Annotated in this window: 16 protein-coding genes and 1 pseudogene; 9 read left to right on the top strand and 8 right to left on the bottom strand. The window is 68.0% G+C overall.

The window, feature by feature from the left end; translation table 11 throughout:
* Window positions 1–12 precede the first annotated feature (12 nt).
* The 4 genes from AC07FA_RS05830 to AC07FA_RS05815 form a co-directional block, all read right to left on the bottom strand.
* The gene (locus AC07FA_RS05830; protein ID WP_479073465.1) at window positions 13–135 is read right to left on the bottom strand and encodes a hypothetical protein; all 123 of its coding nucleotides are present in this window, start codon (window positions 133–135) and stop codon (window positions 13–15) included.
* Between the two features lie 40 nt (window positions 136–175).
* Window positions 176–463: a hypothetical protein gene (locus AC07FA_RS05825; protein ID WP_479073464.1), complete on the bottom strand. Its 288-nt coding sequence runs from the start codon at window positions 461–463 to the stop codon at window positions 176–178.
* 172 nt (window positions 464–635) lie between these two features.
* Entirely contained in the window at window positions 636–1,037 is a 402-nt protein-coding gene (locus tag AC07FA_RS05820; protein ID WP_479073463.1) for a hypothetical protein, read from the bottom strand.
* Window positions 1,038–1,066: 29 nt separating this feature from the next.
* The gene (locus AC07FA_RS05815; protein ID WP_479073462.1) at window positions 1,067–1,249 is read right to left on the bottom strand and encodes a hypothetical protein; all 183 of its coding nucleotides are present in this window, start codon (window positions 1,247–1,249) and stop codon (window positions 1,067–1,069) included.
* A 478-nt stretch (window positions 1,250–1,727) separates the two neighbouring features.
* Here AC07FA_RS05815 and AC07FA_RS05810 point away from each other — a divergent pair, with 478 nt between their 5' ends.
* Genes AC07FA_RS05810 through AC07FA_RS05800 form a run of 3 tightly spaced genes read left to right on the top strand, consistent with a single transcriptional unit; the run spans window position 1,728 to window position 5,973 of the window.
* Complete coding sequence (locus tag AC07FA_RS05810; RefSeq protein WP_479073461.1) at window positions 1,728–2,282, top strand: DUF2690 domain-containing protein; 555 nt, start codon at window positions 1,728–1,730, stop codon at window positions 2,280–2,282.
* An 8-nt stretch (window positions 2,283–2,290) separates the two neighbouring features.
* The gene (locus AC07FA_RS05805; RefSeq protein ID WP_479073460.1) at window positions 2,291–5,284 is read left to right on the top strand and encodes a transglycosylase SLT domain-containing protein; all 2,994 of its coding nucleotides are present in this window, start codon (window positions 2,291–2,293) and stop codon (window positions 5,282–5,284) included.
* Window positions 5,285–5,316: 32 nt separating this feature from the next.
* Complete coding sequence (locus AC07FA_RS05800) at window positions 5,317–5,973, top strand: hypothetical protein (RefSeq protein ID WP_479073459.1); 657 nt, start codon at window positions 5,317–5,319, stop codon at window positions 5,971–5,973.
* Window positions 5,974–6,088: 115 nt separating this feature from the next.
* Here the strand turns inward: AC07FA_RS05800 and AC07FA_RS05795 are convergent, their stop codons facing one another.
* Window positions 6,089–6,412, bottom strand: coding sequence for a hypothetical protein (locus tag AC07FA_RS05795; RefSeq protein ID WP_479073458.1), 324 nt, complete (start codon window positions 6,410–6,412; stop codon window positions 6,089–6,091).
* Window positions 6,413–6,824: 412 nt separating this feature from the next.
* Here AC07FA_RS05795 and AC07FA_RS05790 point away from each other — a divergent pair, with 412 nt between their 5' ends.
* Window positions 6,825–7,547, top strand: a complete 723-nt coding sequence (locus tag AC07FA_RS05790) for a dienelactone hydrolase family protein (RefSeq protein ID WP_479073457.1) — start codon at window positions 6,825–6,827, stop codon at window positions 7,545–7,547.
* Between the two features lie 204 nt (window positions 7,548–7,751).
* Here AC07FA_RS05790 and AC07FA_RS05785 read toward each other — a convergent pair whose 3' ends face one another.
* The 3 genes from AC07FA_RS05785 to AC07FA_RS05775 form a co-directional block, all read right to left on the bottom strand.
* Window positions 7,752–8,690 carry a sigma-70 family RNA polymerase sigma factor gene (locus AC07FA_RS05785; RefSeq protein ID WP_479073456.1) on the bottom strand — a complete coding sequence of 313 codons (939 nt, stop codon included), beginning with the start codon at window positions 8,688–8,690 and terminating at the stop codon, window positions 7,752–7,754.
* A gap of 10 nt (window positions 8,691–8,700) precedes the next feature.
* A complete protein-coding gene (locus AC07FA_RS05780; protein ID WP_479073455.1) occupies window positions 8,701–9,891 on the bottom strand; it encodes an NAD(P)/FAD-dependent oxidoreductase in 1,191 nt (396 codons plus the stop codon).
* A gap of 157 nt (window positions 9,892–10,048) precedes the next feature.
* The gene (locus AC07FA_RS05775) at window positions 10,049–10,597 is read right to left on the bottom strand and encodes a hypothetical protein (protein ID WP_479073454.1); all 549 of its coding nucleotides are present in this window, start codon (window positions 10,595–10,597) and stop codon (window positions 10,049–10,051) included.
* A gap of 233 nt (window positions 10,598–10,830) precedes the next feature.
* On the opposite strand from AC07FA_RS05775, the gene AC07FA_RS05770 reads away from it, so the two are divergent.
* From AC07FA_RS05770 to AC07FA_RS05750, 5 genes and pseudogenes are all read left to right on the top strand, one after another.
* Window positions 10,831–11,793 carry a quinone oxidoreductase family protein gene (locus AC07FA_RS05770; RefSeq protein ID WP_479073453.1) on the top strand — a complete coding sequence of 321 codons (963 nt, stop codon included), beginning with the start codon at window positions 10,831–10,833 and terminating at the stop codon, window positions 11,791–11,793.
* A 61-nt stretch (window positions 11,794–11,854) separates the two neighbouring features.
* A complete protein-coding gene (locus AC07FA_RS05765; RefSeq protein ID WP_479073452.1) occupies window positions 11,855–12,454 on the top strand; it encodes a TetR/AcrR family transcriptional regulator in 600 nt (199 codons plus the stop codon).
* A gap of 317 nt (window positions 12,455–12,771) precedes the next feature.
* On the top strand, window positions 12,772–15,372 hold the full coding sequence (rph, locus tag AC07FA_RS05760) for a rifamycin-inactivating phosphotransferase (RefSeq protein WP_479073451.1): 2,601 nt from the start codon (window positions 12,772–12,774) through the stop codon (window positions 15,370–15,372).
* Between the two features lie 292 nt (window positions 15,373–15,664).
* Window positions 15,665–16,283 (top strand): annotated as a pseudogene (locus AC07FA_RS05755) (alpha-galactosidase); the annotation flags it as partial.
* Window positions 16,284–16,431: 148 nt separating this feature from the next.
* On the top strand, window positions 16,432–17,036 hold a 605-nt coding region (locus AC07FA_RS05750), incomplete at its 3' end, for a glycoside hydrolase family 16 protein (protein WP_479073450.1).

The raw sequence follows: 17,036 nt of genomic DNA, 5'->3' as shown, positions 1-17,036 counted from the left end.
CACACCTCGCCGTCAGCGTTTCCTGGGCAGTTGACCGTCCAGGGGCAGCAGGTCGAAGAAGTCGTATCCGGCCGCGGGTGTGTTCCGTACGGGCCCCGAAGTGGGGGAGTGCTGGTGAGCACCTGCGGACGTCATTACGGGTTATAGGGGTCATACGGTTTATGCGGTGAATCTGTCACCCCCTTCCGGGTACGACGCATGCTGCGGACCAAAGCCAAGAATCATGGGCAGGGCAGCCGACCGCGGCGGCGTCGATGCGCTTTGTTTCCGGGTGCACGATCGCGCCTGCTTCGACGGGGGTGGGGCCCGGGGCCGTGATGATGTGCCGACGGTCGCCGAAAAAGTGCAGATCGGTCACATGGGCGGTCGCATTCGTAAAAAGGATGCCTGCACGAACGGACTCGTCGCGGGACCGTGCGGACGAAAGCTCGTCGCGGAACCGTGTGGACGAAAGCAGCGCCATGACGGACTCCTTTTCCTGCCCGCACCGCGGCTCCCTTCCAGTATCGATCCGCAGCCGTCCCCATGCATGTCGTGTCGCCGTCCCTTCGAGCTCGTCACAGGATTGCTCGCAACAGGATGGTGAGCGGCCCTGCTTGAGGCCTCCGGCCGATGAGGCTGCGGGCCAACCCGCGCTAGCTGCCGGAGCGTCCGCTCTCCTGCTCCGCGGCGAACGCCGCGTCCGCCCGTTGCTCGCGTCGTTCAACAAGATCGACGAAACGGGCGACGGCGGTCCGCTCGGGTGGCGTGAGGTCGTCGACCGTCGCCTCGATGGCGGCACGGACGCCGGCGCCCACATCATGCGCAGAACGGAACTCGACCTCGGCGGCCCCGACCGTCGAGAAGTATCCGAGTTCGACGAGGCGTCGAACTGAGTCATGGGTCTCGGCTTCCGGCATGCCGAGTTCAGTGATCAGCCACTCGACATCGCCGTACGGCGCGCAGATGTCCAGAAGCCACCGGCAGCGCAGATATACGCCGAGGTCGGTCGCGGTAAGACGTGGGTCGGTGATGAGATCATGGGCGACGACAGCCACGTCGGGCCCGGCGCTTCCACTGTGAAGTTTCACCGGTCCGCCCCGGTCCCGGCCCGCCGGGGGACACCCACGAGCTCGGGCAGGGGGCGCCCCGACGCCTTGCCGAGCTTGTCCGCCACGGCTGGGCCCATTCCGTACCGCGGGGCCCCCGCCGCGCCCGTCCGGGCCTGTACGTCGGCCTCGTCGTCCGGCTGCGGCTCGCGGCTCAACATCCCGCCGTTCGTGGTGTGCTGCGCACGAACTGCCGTCCGCGCTCGCGATGTTCGTCCCATACCCCGTCAACGACCCACGCCAGTGAGAGATACGAGGTTTGAGCGAACCCTGTCCCGGTTGTCGGCACAGCGGCGCCACCTCCACCGGACCCGGCGCGGTACGGAACCCGGAAACCGGGTGCCCTTGGCCGCGGCCCGTACGGTCTGGTGACTGTTCCTCAGCGTTCCGAGTTCGCTGTGGAATCACCGCCTGACACGCCCCATTCTGTAGCCGCGCACCACCTATGAGGTGCCCTGCCACAACACGTCCAACTTCGGTATCAGCGCAGGTAAAGGGCAGGGCAACTCCGGTTATCCGTACGCGTGTTCACGTAAACTGCGCCCGTCCCTCTGACGCCCGAAGCGGCACATGGGCAACAAGGATGAACACGGCCATCCGTGCTGCGCTTGATGGCACGGAGAAGAAATATTTGAGGTGATGTGTGTGCACGGCATACGTAGATGGGGGCCGACGGCGGCTGCTCTGATGCTGCTGGCGGGAGCCTTTCAGGGAATTCAGGCGTCTCCGGCAGCCGCAGCCGACTGCTGGCGAGCCACTTGTTCGGGGAAGGACCCCATTCAGATGGGGTGTGACGACGACGCCGAGATTCTTCAGCAGGTGACCAATTCGGATGAGTCGGTCTCGGTGCGGCTGATGTGGTCACCGCAATGTCAGGGGGTATGGGCGAAGGTCTCACGCGATCTCGACACGTCGCCCGACTACGTGTACCTGACGCTGTGGACGACACGTGATCCCGACGGCGGCATCCAGGCCTACGACACAGCGGGCCTTCTCGCCGACGGTGTGGCTGGTGCCTACACCAAGATGCAGAACTGGAAGACCACGACGGCGAAGGCGTGCTGGAACGACGTCCACGCCCAGTACGACCCCGAGCCGATGAAGTACATCATCAACAACCCCAACTCCACCACAGACAAACCGGTCGACGTGAGCCTCCCGGCCGCACACGGCCTCTGCACGGACTGGCTGTAAGGAAGATCATGAGCAAACGACGTCTCAGAAGATACTTCTCCATGAACCCGCTGATAGCCATGAGCGTGGTGGCGGCATCCGCCGCCCTGGTCCCGCTCACTTCGGCGGACACCACGGTGGCTCCCACCGCCGCGGACGGCACGACGCCCCGCCTGTTCTCCACACCCAGCAAGGACCTGGGGTCGGGCTACGCTTCCTCATCCGACGCGATCGTGCAGGCCACCGGCGACGCCGAGGGACTGCACATCCTCGCGGCGAGGGAGAGCGACGGGTTCTCCTTCTACGAGATCGCCCGCCTCAACCGCAAGGGACTGTCCGACGTCGGCCCATGGACGGGCTACGTCTGCACCACGGGGTCAGGGAATTACGCGGCAGCGGTCTACGCCCCTTCAGTCTGGTCCAACGAGCCCGGCGCGTACGAGAACGGCGCGTTCGCCGCGGTGATCCGTCTCTCCGACGGCAAGGTCACCGAGGTTCCCGACCGGGTGCAACTGGCGTACTTCACGCCGGGCTGCGGAACGGGCGACGAGGTGGCGTTCACCTCCAGTTCGGCCACCGACAAGTCCGCCGGCTCCACGACGGTGACATCGGTCGACGCGGCAACGGGATCGGTGTCCTCCCGCCGCACGGTCGACGGCTACCTGACGCACGTCACGCCCACGCAGAAGGGCACCGTCGGCGTGCTCGGCGGCAACCTCGTCGACCTGAAGGGCAACGGCAAGAAGCTGTCCGCCCGCAAGCTCGCCGCGGTGCCCGGCCCGATGTTCGCGCTGACCGCCTCGAAGAGCGGCACCGTGGACGTCGGCACGGTCGACGGCAAGAGCAGCGTCATCTCCCGTTTCAACGGACGCGACTTCACCGAACTGGGCCGCGCCCCGAAGGGCGAGGTCAAGCTTCTCCCCGTGGCCGACGGCGCAGCGGTCGTCGGCGACGTGAAGGGAATCGACACCAGCAACGCCCCCGGGCTCTCCAAGCACGCGGTGGACGGCCGCGTGGCCGGGATCTCCCGTCAAGGTCACCTGGTGACCAACTCGGTCTTCTCCGAGCAGATGAAGGGCGTCACCACCCGCATCGGCTCGCCCTCGGACAAGGGTGTCGGATCGCTGACCGTCAAGGCGACCGCGCTCAAGACCGGTGCGAAGGCCACCAAGCTCGTCGACGCCGACCGCAAGCGGCCGAAGCCGGATTCCTCGCTGCCCATGGACCCGGCCGCGTTCACCGTGGCCGGAGACGATGACGATGATCCTCCCAACTGCGGTGAGGGCGGGCCGGAAACGCAGTGCCTGTCCGGATCCGGTGCGGCCGTCTACGGCAAGGTGGGGGAGATGGAATCCCCCTGCATCGTCAAGCGCAACGACCCCAAGCGCCAGGCGCTCCAGGCCAGCGCGAACATGGTCGAGTGGGCGACCGACCAGGCCGTTCACGGCAGACTGATGGTTTCCCGCCCGAAGGACTGGCATGACACCGGTCTTGCCGCCTACACCCCGCAGGGCCTGTTCCCCAAGCCGTCACTGACCGGCGGGGGTGAGATTCCCGCACAGGTCATGCTCGGCATCATGGCCCAGGAGTCCAACTTCAAGCAGGCGTCCTGGCACTCCGTGAACGGCGACTCGGGCAACGTCACCAAGTCCGACTGGTACGGCAACGAGAACGGTATCCACGGCTACCCCAACCGGGCCAAGGCGGACTGCGGTTACGGCATCGCCCAGGTGACGACCGGCATGTCCGAGGAGCACGCCGAGCAGCTCGACACCTTGCGCGCCGGCGCCGTCACCACTGACTACGCCGCGAACATCGCCGCCGGGCTCGGCATCCTGGCCGAGAAGTGGAACCAGCTCAAGGCGCTGGGCATGAACACCAACAACGGCAGCCCGGCCTACATCGAGAACTGGTATATGGCCCTGTGGGGCTACAACTCCGGCGTCTACACCTCCGGGTCCGTCGGCCTGGGCTTCTTCAACAACCCGATCAACCCGCGTTACCCCGCCGACCGGCAGCCGTTCCTGCGCTACAGCTATGACGACGCCTCCCACCCCGGCGACTGGAACTACTCGGAAAAGATCTTCGGCTGGGCGGAAGTCCCGCAGATGACCTGGGACGCGGAAGAGTCGTACTCCGAGCCGAACATGCCGCTCGGCATCGTCAAGGCCGCCCCGCGCACCCTGTTCTGTGACCCGTCCATCAACGCGTGCGACTCGGGCGCGGCCGACCCGTGCCCCAGCTGGAACTCGAGTTGCTACTGGGACGGCAGCGTGAACTGGATGGGCTCGCAGAGCACCGGCAACTCCAGCACCGAGAAGCTCAGCTACTCGCTCGGCTCGGGGGAACCCGAACTCAAGAGCAAGTACGGGCACGGCCCGTGCATCGACCACCCGAGCGTCTACACCAACGCCATCATCGTCGACGACCTCGGACAGCACGAGGACACCTACGACTGCGGGGACTTCGAGGCGGCCGACGACGGCAAGTTCACCCTCCAGGCCGGTGACAACATCACCACGCTGAGGGACGACGGCACCTTCCGTGCGACCCCCTACATCGCCCCCATCGACCTTCACCAGCTCGGCGCGGGGTACGACCACCACGTCTACTTCACGCACAGCTACGAATACACCGAGCCCTTCCACAGGGTCACCGGCCAGTGGCAGGTCAACCAGGACAAGCTCCCCTCCGGAGACCAGCCTGGCCAGCGCTACAAGGTCTACCTCCACCTGCCCAGCCACGGCGCGGAAGCGGTCGTCCGGTACGACTTCATCCCGGGCGACAACACGATGGGCGCCAAACCCGACTACTGCAATGTCAACCAGGGAACCCGCAGCGCGGGCAAGGACACCTGGTTCGAGATGGGCACCTTCAGCTTCTGGAAGGGTGGCCGGATCGAGGCGGACAACATCCATAAGGGCGGCACCGGAGACGACAACGTGGTGTTCGACGCGATCGCCTTCGTTCCGTTCAACTCCGCCGACCCCGGCGCGTGCGCCCTCGTCGACGGTGGCCTGTGATCCGGGCCGCCATCCGTGTTCCCGCCGTGCTGATGACTGTCGTCATCGGCACGGCGGGAGCCGTCTCCTGCAGTCAGAGCAGCCCCGGAACGGCAGCGTCCGAGCGTCCGAAGGCCGCAGCGCCTCATCCCGAGCCGTCCAAGACGCGGACTGCGCCGCGTGCCGCCGATCTGCCGAAGCATGCGGTGTCCGGCGACAAGCGGCCCAGCTTCGGTGCGGCGGACACGATGGCCGGCGGATACACCGGCAAGGAATTCCTCGCCGGGCTGGCGAAGGACTGGAAGCTGAAGCTGGACAAGCCCGTCGAGCAGGAGATGCCCGACGGGAAGAAGAGGACGTACGTCCACGGGCGCGGCGGAAGCGGGGTGACGGTTTCGGCGGGATACGCCGATCACGAGGACATGTCATCTCTTCTGTGCAAAACCAGCACGAACCAGTCCGATGGCTTTGGCTTCCTCGCCGCCTGCACTGAGCTGGACGTTGCGGGAGTCGACCACAGCAAGGCATCTTCGTGGCTCAAGCAGGCGAAGAGGGAGACTGATTCCCTGTATGAGAAGAAGGTTGCCGAGACCAGAAACAAAAAGGAATACGTCGTCAGCGGGGTGTTCACTTCGGGGCCGGTGGTGATGGTTCTGCACCGGGCGTACGACAAGTATTCGCTGAGGATTCTCGGAGGCGCGGTGGCGTAGGGAAAGTGGCCGGCTTCCGGTCGCGAAGGTCCCTGCCGACGACGGCAGGGACCTTCGCTGTGTAAGCGTGTGGTCTGCGCCTGGAACGTCTTGACGGTAATCCGCCGTACAGGTGTCAGCAGATGAGCTGTGCGGTCTTTTCCTTGTACTCCTGCATTTCGCCTGCCTCATAGCCCGCTTCCTTCAGGCTCTGCATCAGCGAGGCCGTGTCGCCGCAGAGGCGGGGACGCTGCTGATCAAGGTAGGACTTGACGCCTTCGGCGGGAAGTTGTTCCCACATCCGTTTGGTGTCTTTGTTCTTCTCGTGCGCGTAGGAAAACTCGACCCATTCCTTTTCCCGGTCGTTCAGGCGGGATGTGTTGACGGATGTGCTACTACCCCCGCATGAGACGACCATGAGAGTGCATACCATCGCGAGGCCTATGCGCGCTTTCTTCACAATGCTCTCTTCCGAGTAGATTCCAGGGGCGCATTCTACTGCATGTACGCGCCAATCAATCGACAGAAAAGTCCCGATTTACGCCTGCTCGCGCAAGCTGGGCGGGTGGCCTCCACGGCGGTGGTAAAGGTCGAGGTGAGCGCAACATCGGCCAGGTGGGGGCGGCGTAGTGCGCGAGCGCAGGCGGTGAGGGCCGTGTCCCATGTGGTGAGGCGGCATCCGGCCACGGAGCCTCCGCAAAAACCCGTCGCGAACCACGGGGACCACTGCTAATCTCCGGGAGGCCGTGCCAGAGAACGAGGAGGTGGTACCCGTGAACGCAGTATCGACATGGGTGCTCCCCTCCGGGGTCACGGTCGGGCGATAGGTCGTCCGGGAGCGCCGTTCAAGCGCACTCCCGAAAGGCACGACCATGCGATTCACTTCTGAACAGCGCCTCGACGACGGCGTCCTCGAGCGCGAGTTCACCCTCGGCGAGATTCCCGGCACCCTGTGGACGCCTGGATCCGCACCGGCCCCGCTGGTCCTGATTGCCCACAACAACGGCCTGCCCAAGGCGGAACCCCGGCTGGTGGCCCGGGCCCGGTACACAGCGGCGCGCGGCTACGCGGTGGCCACCATCGACGCCGTCGGATGCGGTGACCGTCCCCGTTCCGCCGCCGACGAGCAGGCCCGTGCCGACCTCCGTCGGGCGATGCGGGCCGGCGAGCCGGTCGACGAGATCCTGGAGTCCTTCATCGGCCCGCTGGTCGAAAACGCGGTTCCGGAATGGCAGACCACTCTGGACGCCCTCCTTGAGCTGCCCGAGATCGGCGGCCCGGTCGGGTACTCCGGAGGGTGGACCGCCCTGGGCATCCGGCTAGCGGTGGTCGAGCCGCGCATCGCGGCCGCAGGCTTCTTCGCCGGAGGCTACGTGCCCCGCGCCCTGCGCGAGGAGGCCCGGCAGATCACCATTCCGCTGCTGTTCTTGCTGCAGTGGGACGATGAAGGGAACCCCCGGCAACGGGCCCTGGACCTGTTCGACGCCTTCGGCAGCAAGGAGAAGACGCTGCACGCCAATCCGGGAGGGCACACCGGCACCCCGTGGTTCGAGCTGGAGGACGGGTGCCGGTTCTTGGACCGACACCTGAAGTGAGGCCGGGCCGTCCGGCGGGCGGCAGACGCTAGGCGATGCCGGCCAGGATGCCGTCATCGAGGACAGGCCCCGGCGCCCCTCGATGGCGGTGGCCGGCAGATGCACCCCGCCCCAGGCCGAGGCCGACCACGCTCACCCCATAGGGCACGGTGAAGGGGTGCCGTCCCTGCGCCGACTCAGGGCTCTGGTTTCCGGTGGCTCTGATCACCATGCGTTGATGACCGGCGCGTCGGGTTCGTGCTGCTGCCACGCCTCATTGAGGCGCGTGAGCCGGCCCGCGGCGGCGATGCCGCGCAGGGACGCGACCTTGCCGTCGCTGACTTCGAACGCCACGGCGCCCACGACCCGGCCCTCGACCACGGCCACGGCGGCGGGAGAGCCATTGACCAGCGCGATATGGATCGCGGGCGAGCCGCCGGCCAGCCGCCGCTTCGCCGCCGTGGGCTTGAAGCCGGCGCGCACATAGGAGGCGACCCGCTCGCGCGACGTGTAGCGCAACAGCCGCTTGCTCAGTCCGGCGCCGTCCGAGACCGCTGTCACGTCGTCGGTGAGCAGCGCCACCAGCCGTTCGGTGCGCCCCGACATGGCGGCGGCGAGGAACTCCTCGACGACCCGGCGAGCGGACGCGGAATCGGCCTCGCGGCCGCGGCGGCGCTCGGCGGCGACCCGGATCCGGGCCCGGTGGACATGCTGCTGGCTCGCGGACTCGGTGATGTCGAGAATCCCGGCGATCTCGGCGTGGCTGTACGAGAAGGCCTCGCGCAGGACGTAGACGGCCCGCTCGACCGGTGAGAGGCGTTCCATGAGGGTCAGTACGGCCAAGGACACCGATTCGCGCTGCTCGAAGGTGTCGGCCGGGCCGAGCATCGGGTCGCCCTCGAGAAGCGGCTCGGGCAGCCAGGCACCGGCCGCTCGCTCGTGGCGCGCCCGCGCCGAGCGGAGCCGGTCGAGGCAGAGATAGGTGACGACCTTGGTCAGCCACGCTTCGGGCACCTCGACCTGTTCGCGGTCTGCCGCCTGCCAGCGCAGGAACGCGTCCTGCACGGCGTCCTCGGCATCTGCGGCCGAACCGAGCAGACGGTACGCGAGCGAGGCCAGCCGGCCCCGGCTGGCCTCGAACCGATTGATCGCTGCGCTGTCCATGCGGAACAACTTAGGCGGTGACCCTCACACCGGCCCGGTCAGGTGCGGTGGCCAGGCGGCGCCTGCGCTTCGGCATGCCGAAGGTCGGATGGACGATGCCCCACCCGGCCCCCTTGAGGATGCCCGACTTGAGCCGCGCGGCGGGCCGGCCGCCCAGGTACCAGGACTTCGAGCGGACGTCCCCGTCCACCATCTGGAAGATCGCGTCCCGCCGGCCGAGGCTGATGTGGTTGCCGTAGTACTTCAGCCCGATGGCCGGGACCTTGCTGCCTGTCAGGCGCGCGATGATCGCGGCGGTCGCCTGCATGTTGGTGAAGCCGGCCGAGGCACAGGACATCGGCAGCGGCCGGCCGTTCTCGCCGATCGCGTAGGCGCAGTCACCGGCGGCGTAGACGTCCGGGTGCGAGACCGACCGCATGGTGCTGTCGACGACGATCTGGCCGGTGTCGGCGACCTCCAGGCCGCTGGAGGCCGCGATGGGGTGCACGGCGAATCCGGCCGACCACACGATCACGTCGGCCGGGATGGACGTACCGTCGGCTGCGATCGCCCGTGTCGGCTCGACGGCTTCGATGCCGGTGTGCTCGTGGACGGTGATGCCGAGCCGGTCGAAGGCCTGGCGCAGGTGACGGCGGGCCTTCGGGGAGAGCCAGGCGCCCAGCTCGCCGCGGGCGGCGAGCGCGACCGAGAGGTCGGGCCGGGACTCGGCGAACTCGGTGGCGGTCTCGACGCCGGTCAGCCCCTCCCCGACGACCAGCACGGTGCCGCCCCCGCCCAGGTCGGCCAGGCGCTCGCGCAGACGCAGCGCGGAGGACCGGCCGGTCACATCGAAGGCGTACTCGGCCACGCCGGGGACGCCGTGGTGGGCTACGGAGCTGCCGAGCGCGTAGAGAAGTGTGTCGTACGCGAGTTCGCCGTCGCCGTCCTCGCCGGTCACGGCGACGGTCCTGCGCTCGGGGTCGACGCCGGTGACGCGCGCCAGGCGCAGCCGCACCCCGGTGCCCTCGAATACGTCGGCGAGCTTGCGGAACGCGAGGTCCTGACCGCTCGCGAGCTGGTGGAGCCGCATCCGCTCAACGAAGTCGGGCGCGGCGTTGACGACGGTGATCTCGGTGTCGGCGGGGGAGAGCCGGCGGGCCAGGTTTCCGGCGGCGAAGGCCCCGGCGTATCCGGCTCCGAGTACAACGATGCGGTGCTTCATGGAGTCGCTCCTGTCTCGTTCGCGTGCCCTTTGAACGGGACGGCGCTGCGATTGCTGACAGGAGCGGAGTGTGACGTGGGTCACCAATTGGGGGCGAGTGGTTGAGCCCGTCTGGCCATGGCTGATTGGTCCCGCTCGGAGATCGGGGGGCATGGCTTCAACCTGAGCCGCGCGCGGTACGGCTCAGCACGGCACGGAACCGTTCCCGCCCCGCCTCGACGCTCGCCTCCCACAGTCCCGCGACCTCGCCGGACACCGACAGAATCTGAAGCCGTTCCTCCTCAGCACGGAAGACGGCGCCTCCCACGTTCTGGTCCACCATTCCCATCGCGGTGAGCACCGCATGGCCGCAGGAAACCGCGTCCTGCGCGCTCCCGGAGTGATTGGCCAGCAGGGCGTGGCGCAGGACGAGAGCGGCGAAGAAGGTGTACGTGCCGGCGACATCGGAGATCCCCTCGTCGCTCGGCTGAAGCTCGGGGAACCGTTCCAGCACCCGGACGCGCTCGGAGGCATCGGCGAGCGGGCGGTCGGCGTACCAGAGAGCGTGTCCGGACTCCACGTAGAAGTCCAGGTCGGCTTTCCGGCCTGGTTCACCGGCTCGCAACCCCACGAACAGCGGCGCCATCCGCTCGACGCAGGCTGCCACGTACAGACGGGTCGTCTCGCCGCCCGCACGACGCAGTGTCTCCGTTACGGTCTCCGCCACCAGCGTCCTCACGGCCACCCCTGCCTGTAAGCCACCCCGACCGTCGATGGGCAGGGAACCCCGCCAATACGTATCGCTGACCAGCGGCGATCGCCACGATGCCACCCCACTGACCTCTGTGCTGCACGCATGGCCTGTCGCGAACCAATTATGTGGACTTGCTGGTCCATTTTGAGCTGCCTAACGTGCTCAGCGTTCTCTCGCGACGAGCCCCCACAGGAAGGTGTCATCCCATGCACGCGATCCTTGTCGAGGAGCACGGCGGTCCCGAGGTCATGCGCTGGACCGAGCTGCCGGACCCGTCACCCGGCCCCGGCGAGGCGCTGGTCCGGCTGGGCGCCGCCGGGGTGAACTACATGGACGTCGGCGCCCGCGCCGAGGGCGGACCCGGCTGGGCGGCCCCGGTCATCCTCGGCGCCGAAGGGATGGGATACGTCACCGGCCTCGGCGAGGGGGTGACGGACCTGGCCATCGGTGACCGGGTGGCCTGGTTCTACCACCCGGGCAGCTACGCCGAGTTGCTCGCCGTTCCGGCGGACTCGCTGGTCAAGGTGCCCAGCGGCATCAGCGACGAGACGGCCGCCGCCGTGATGATGCAGGGCCTGACCGCCAGCCACCTGAGCACCGAGACCTACCCGATCGGCCCGGGCGACATCGCCGTGGTCCACGCCGCCGCGGGCGGGGTCGGACGGCTGCTCACAGAGATGATCAGGACACGCGGCGGTCGCGTGATCGGCCTGGTCTCCCGCGAAGAGAAGGTGCCCGTAGCGAAGGAAGCCGGAGCCGACCACGTGCTGGTCCACTCGGGCGGCGGCTTCGAGGAGCGGGTCCGGGAGATCACTGGCGGCCGCGGTGCCGACGTCGTCTACGACGGCGGCGGCAGCGGGACGTTCCACTCCTCCCAGTTGGCCCTGCGCCCGCACGGGGTGCACGCCTACTACGGCCCCTTCATGGGCGTCCCGACGCTGCGGCCCACCGACCTGCCCAACAGCATCTTGCTCACGTACCCGGTGGTGCACCACCACGTCGCCACCCGCGAAGCCCTGTTGCGGCGAACCGGCGAGGTGTTCGACCTGGTCCTGGCCGAGCAGCTCACCCCGCGCGTCACCGGCCGCTACCCCCTCGCCGAAGCGGCCCGAGCGCACGCGGACCTCGAGTCACGCCGTACCACCGGCAAACTGCTGCTCCTGCCCTGACAGCCCGACACGGGTCGACCGTGTGAAGGGGATTCAACAGCTCGCTTCAGGAGGAGGACCCATGCCGCTGACCCGCAAGGGCGCCGCGACCAGACAGCGCATCGTCGAGGGCGCTGCCGACCAGATCCGCGAACAGGGTGTGTTCGCGGTGCGGCTGGAGGACGTCATGGCCCGCACCGCGACCAGCAAGAGCCAGCTCTTCCATTACTTCCCCGCCGGGAAGGACGAGCTGCTCCTCGCCGTGGCCCGGTACGAGGCGTCCCGGGTGATCGACGACCAGCAGCCCGAGCTCGGCTCCCTCACATCCTGGGCCGCCTGGCAGCAGTGGCGCGACAAAGTCCTCGCCCGCTACCGCGCACAGGGCAGTGACTGCCCCCTCCACGCGTCCCTCGCCCAACTGGGCGGGACCACCGACGCCACCCGCGCCGTGGCCGGCGAACTGATCGGCCGGTGGCAGCAGCAACTCGCCGAAGGCATCCGCCACATGCAACGCAAGGGCGAGATCGCCCCCGGACTGGATGCCGACCGTGAGGCCGCGGCCCTGCTGGCAGGAATCCAGGGCGGCGTGCTGATCCTCATGACCACGGGCGGTTCCACCCACCTGGAGGCCGCCCTCGACCTCGGCATCGCCCACCTCCGCGCTTCCGTCGGCGGCTGCTGAGCCAGGGGCTACGACGAGCAACTGGAAAGTATCCGTACGCGGTGGGCCACCGCTTCACGAGAGGTTTGCCGGTTCCAGCGGACGCCACATGGCAAAGGCAGGGGGATCTCTCTCCCTGCCACTACCAAGCTATAGCGCACCGGGGGGCTTGCGGCAAGACCCGGGTCGCGGTGCAGAATCGTCGGCCGATGCCACTACCTGCGGAAATGGGGCCACGACGTGCGCGTGTTGTTGTCGATGTATGGGGGACGCGGTGACGTCGAACCAGTGGGGGGACCGGCAGTGCAGCGGAGCGCGGCCGCCTCGGAGGTGCCGCAGTGAATGAGCAGTACGTGTTGGCTCTTCAAGAGGTCGACGAGACGCAGGTCGCGGTCGTTGGCGGCAAGGGCGCGCACCTGGGCGGCCTGTCGCGGATCGAGGGCATCCGTGTGCCGGGCGGCTTCTGCGTGACGACGGATGCCTTCCGGCGGATCATGGCGGAAGCGCCCTCGATAGACGAGCTGCTCGATCAGCTGTCGCGCCTGAACCCGGACGACGACCGGGAGGTCGTCCGTGCGCTCAGCGCGCAGATTCGCCGGACCATCGAAGGGATTGCCATCCCGGGCGATCTCGCGGCGGCGATCACCCGCGCGCTCGCCCAGCTCGGTGAGCAGGCCGCCTACGCGGTCCGGTCCAGCGCGACGGCGGAGGACCTGCCGACGGCCTCCTTCGCCGGCCAGCAGGACACGTACCTGAACGTCGTGGGGCCGACGGCGATCCTCCAGCACGTCAGCCGGTGCTGGGCCTCGCTGTTCACCGAGCGGGCCGTGATCTACCGCCGACGGAACGGTATCGACCACCGTACGGTCCAGATGGCCGTGGTCGTGCAGCGGATGGTCTTCCCGCACGCGGCCGGCATCCTGTTCACGGCGGACCCCGTTACGGGCAACCGGAACGTCGCCACGGTGGACGCGGGCTTCGGCCTCGGCGAGGCCCTGGTCTCCGGCCTGGTGAACCCGGATGTCTTCACGGTGCGACACGGCGAAGTCGTCGCCAAGACGATCGCCGCCAAACAGCGTGCCGTTCACGCCCTGCCGGACGGCGGTACGCAGGAAGTGGCGATCGACTCGCGGCGGCAGGAGCAGCCGGCGCTGACGGATGCGCAGGTCGTACGGCTCGTGAGGCTCGGACGGCGGATCGAAGCGCACTTCGGCCGCCCGCAGGACATCGAATGGTGCCTGGCCGATGATGGCTTCCAGATCGTGCAGAGTCGGCCGATCACGACGCTGTTCCCCATCCCCGAGGCCGGTGACCAGGAGAATCACGTCTACGTCTCCGTTGGTCATGGGCAGATGATGACCGACCCCATGAAGCCGCTCGGGCACTCCATGTGGCGGTTGACAGCAATGGTGCCGATGCACGAGGCCGGCGGGAGGCTGTTCGTCGACGTCACCCGGCGCCTGGCCTCGCCCGCGAGCCGCGCAGGCCTTCTGGACGTCATGGGGAAGAGTGATCCGCTGATCAGGGACGCTCTGGAGACCGTTCTCGACCGCGACGATTTCGTCCCTTCGCTCCCGGACACGGGTCCTGGCGGGCCGCCGGCCGGCCGTGCGTCCGCCCCGATCGAGACCGATCCGGCCCTCGTCACCGAGCTGATCGAGCGCAGCCGGCTGTCCATCGCCGCCCTGGAGCGCGACATCCGGACGAAGACCGGACCGGCGCTGTTCGACTTCCTGCTGGAGGCCTTCGAGGAGCACAAGCGAGTCCTCGGTGATCCGCTGAACCTTCAGGTGATCATGGCGGGGATGGAGGCCACGTGGTGGCTCAACGACAAGCTGTGGGAGTGGCTCGGCGAGAAGAACGCGGCGGACACGCTGACACTGTCCGCCCCCGACAACGTCACGTCGGAGATGGGACTGGCGCTGCTCGACGTCGCGGACGTGATCCGTGCGCAGCCGGAGGTGGTGGAGTTCCTGCGGGGCGTCGAGGACGAGTGCTTCCTGGACGAGCTGGCGAAGCTCGCGGGCGGAACCGAAGCGCGCGACGCCATCGAGGCCTACCTCGACCGGTACGGCATGCGCTGTGTCGGCGAGATCGACATCACCAGGCCACGTTGGCGTGAGCGCCCCTCCACGCTCGTACCCGTGATCCTCGACAACGTCAGGAACTTCGAGCCGGGCGCCGCCGAGCGGCGCTTCGAGCAAGGGCGGAAGAAGGCGCAGAAGAAGGAACAGGACGTGCTGTCACGCTTGCGGGCCCTGCCGGACGGGGAGCGGAAAGCCGACGAAGCCAAGCGGATGATCGACCGGGTCCGAACCTTCATCGGGTACCGGGAGTACCCGAAGTACGGCATCGTCAGCCGCTACTTCGTCTACAAGCGGGCCCTGCTGGAGGAGGCCGAGCGCCTCGTGCAGGCCGGCGTGCTTCCTGCGAAGGAGGACATCTTCTACCTCACGTTCCAGGAACTCCACGACGTCGTGCGCTCGAACCAGGCGGATGGCCGGCTCATCCGACAGCGCAAGGACGCGTTCCGGACGTACCACGCGCTGACACCGCCCCGGGTGCTCACATCCGATGGCGAGGCCGTCACCGGGGCGTACCGGCGCGACGACGCGCCGGTCGGCGCCCTGATCGGTCTACCGGTTTCCGCCGGGACCATCGAGGGGAGGGCCCGCGTCATCCTTGACATTGCGGAGGCCGATCTCGAAGCGGGCGACATCCTGGTCACGACCTTCACGGACCCCAGCTGGTCGCCGCTGTTCGTCGGACTCGCGGGCCTGGTGACGGAGGTGGGCGGCCTGATGACCCATGGCGCGGTGATCGCCCGGGAGTACGGTTTGCCGGCCGTCGTGGGCGTCGAGCAGGCCACCCGGCTGATCCGGGACGGGCAGCGGATCCGCGTGCACGGAACCGACGGGTACGTCGAGATCCTGCCGTGACCGGCCACACCGAGATGCCTCATCCGTAGCGTCCGGCTGAACAACGCCAAGCAGTTGATGACCGCTCGCCACGCTCGACCTGGTCTCGGGCGGGCGCGCGGTCATCGCTCTGCGGGCGCAGGAGAAGCACGAGTCGGTCGGCGCAGGTGGGGTACCGAAGGGGCATGCCAGGCCTGCCCCCTCCACTGGTGCGAGGAAGACGACGGCCCAGTCACTCCAGACGCGATTCGTGACGCTCTCCTGGCTGCCCACGGTCCGTGGCGGGCTTGCCAGCCTGGTCGGGGTGGAACGGCGGCCGGTGGGCGACGAGGGCATCGACTTCCTGAAGTGGGACATGAACCGCGCCTTCAGTGAGGCCGCGTGGCCGGACCGGGAGCACGGCTCCGACCTGCTGTGGACCCGGTACGTACACAACCTGTACGGGATCATCGACGGACTCCGCGCCGGTCACCCGGATCTGCGCATCGAAGCGTGCAGTGGTGGCGGCGGCCGGATCGACCTGGGCATCCTCTCGCGCACGGACCAGGTATGGACCTCGGACAACACCGACGCCCTGGACCGGATCCATCCAGCACGGTTTCGGCCAGGTCTGCCCGGCGCGGGCCATGGCCGCCCGGGTCACCGACGTACCGAACCAGCTGACGGGCGCAGTGTCCCTCTGCGGTTCCGTTTCCATGTGCCGCCAGCCTGGTGGCGCAGTACAAGGCGGTGCGTCACCTCGGGCAGCACGGCGTTCCGCACCGGCTCGGGGACCCGGGGGCGAGGGGCCGGTGGTGGTGCAGTACACCGCGCCGGATGCCGGGGAGGCGCTGCTGCTGGCGTGGCGTGAGTTCGTCGGTTCACCTCGTTCGCCTGCGTTCATGAACATGGTCCATACCAAGCCCTTGACAGAGTTTGTGTTCACTCCTTAAATCACGTAGTGAACTAAGCTCCCCCCAGCTCGACTTCACACCCCCCACCTCTTGTCGGCGCATCAACCACTCGGTTCACTCGCACCCTTCGCCTGTCATATGCATGTCATGAACAGGTCATCCGTTCATGCTCCTGGAAGGGAGAGTCATGGACTCCCCACGCCTACGCCGGCGTCTGCTGGTGTCGCTCGTCTCGGTCTTGGCCCTCGCGTCGTTGTCCACCGGACTGGCGCACAGCGCGCCCGCACCCGCAGAGAAGCCCCCCGCTCCCGCTCCCGCAGCCGCCGCGGCCGCTGTCACGTTCTCCGACGAGTTCGACGGGGCCGCGGGCTCGGCCGTCGACGCGGGGAAGTGGCAGACCGAGACGGGTGACAACGTCAATAACCACGAGCGGCAGTTCTACACCGCGGGTAACCGCAACGCCGCGCTCGACGGGCAGGGCCACCTCGTCATCACCGCTCGCCGGGAGAATCCGAACAACTACCAGTGCTGGTACGGGCGGTGTGAGTACACCTCCGCCCGGCTGAACACAGCGGGCAAGTTCACCACGACGTACGGTCGCGTCGAGGCCCGGATGAAGATTCCGCGCGGGCAGGGCATGTGGCCGGCGTTCTGGATGCTGGGCAGCGACATCGGCCAGGTCGGCTGGCCCAACTCCGGTGAGATCGACGTCATGGAGAACGTGGGTTTCGAGCCGTCCACCGTGCATGGCACGCTCCACGGCCCGGGGTACTCGGGCTCGGGTGGTATCGG

This window comes from Streptomyces sp. NPDC045968 (assembly GCF_056430475.1).
This window is presented reverse-complemented; position numbering and strand designations above follow the sequence as displayed.

Bases quoted from the DNA above. Each gene is read 5' to 3' on its own strand.
- AC07FA_RS05830 (WP_479073465.1), bottom strand. From the start codon at position 135: ATGACGTCCGCAGGTGCTCACCAGCACTCCCCCACTTCGGGGCCCGTA.
- AC07FA_RS05825 (WP_479073464.1), bottom strand. From the start codon at position 463: ATGGCGCTGCTTTCGTCCACACGGTTCCGCGACGAGCTTTCGTCCGCA.
- AC07FA_RS05815 (WP_479073462.1), bottom strand. From the start codon at position 1,249: ATGTTGAGCCGCGAGCCGCAGCCGGACGACGAGGCCGACGTACAGGCC.
- AC07FA_RS05810 (WP_479073461.1), top strand. From the start codon at position 1,728: ATGTGTGTGCACGGCATACGTAGATGGGGGCCGACGGCGGCTGCTCTG.
- AC07FA_RS05805 (WP_479073460.1), top strand. From the start codon at position 2,291: ATGAGCAAACGACGTCTCAGAAGATACTTCTCCATGAACCCGCTGATA.
- AC07FA_RS05800 (WP_479073459.1), top strand. From the start codon at position 5,317: ATGACTGTCGTCATCGGCACGGCGGGAGCCGTCTCCTGCAGTCAGAGC.
- AC07FA_RS05790 (WP_479073457.1), top strand. From the start codon at position 6,825: ATGCGATTCACTTCTGAACAGCGCCTCGACGACGGCGTCCTCGAGCGC.
- AC07FA_RS05785 (WP_479073456.1), bottom strand. From the start codon at position 8,690: ATGGACAGCGCAGCGATCAATCGGTTCGAGGCCAGCCGGGGCCGGCTG.
- AC07FA_RS05780 (WP_479073455.1), bottom strand. From the start codon at position 9,891: ATGAAGCACCGCATCGTTGTACTCGGAGCCGGATACGCCGGGGCCTTC.
- AC07FA_RS05770 (WP_479073453.1), top strand. From the start codon at position 10,831: ATGCACGCGATCCTTGTCGAGGAGCACGGCGGTCCCGAGGTCATGCGC.
- AC07FA_RS05765 (WP_479073452.1), top strand. From the start codon at position 11,855: ATGCCGCTGACCCGCAAGGGCGCCGCGACCAGACAGCGCATCGTCGAG.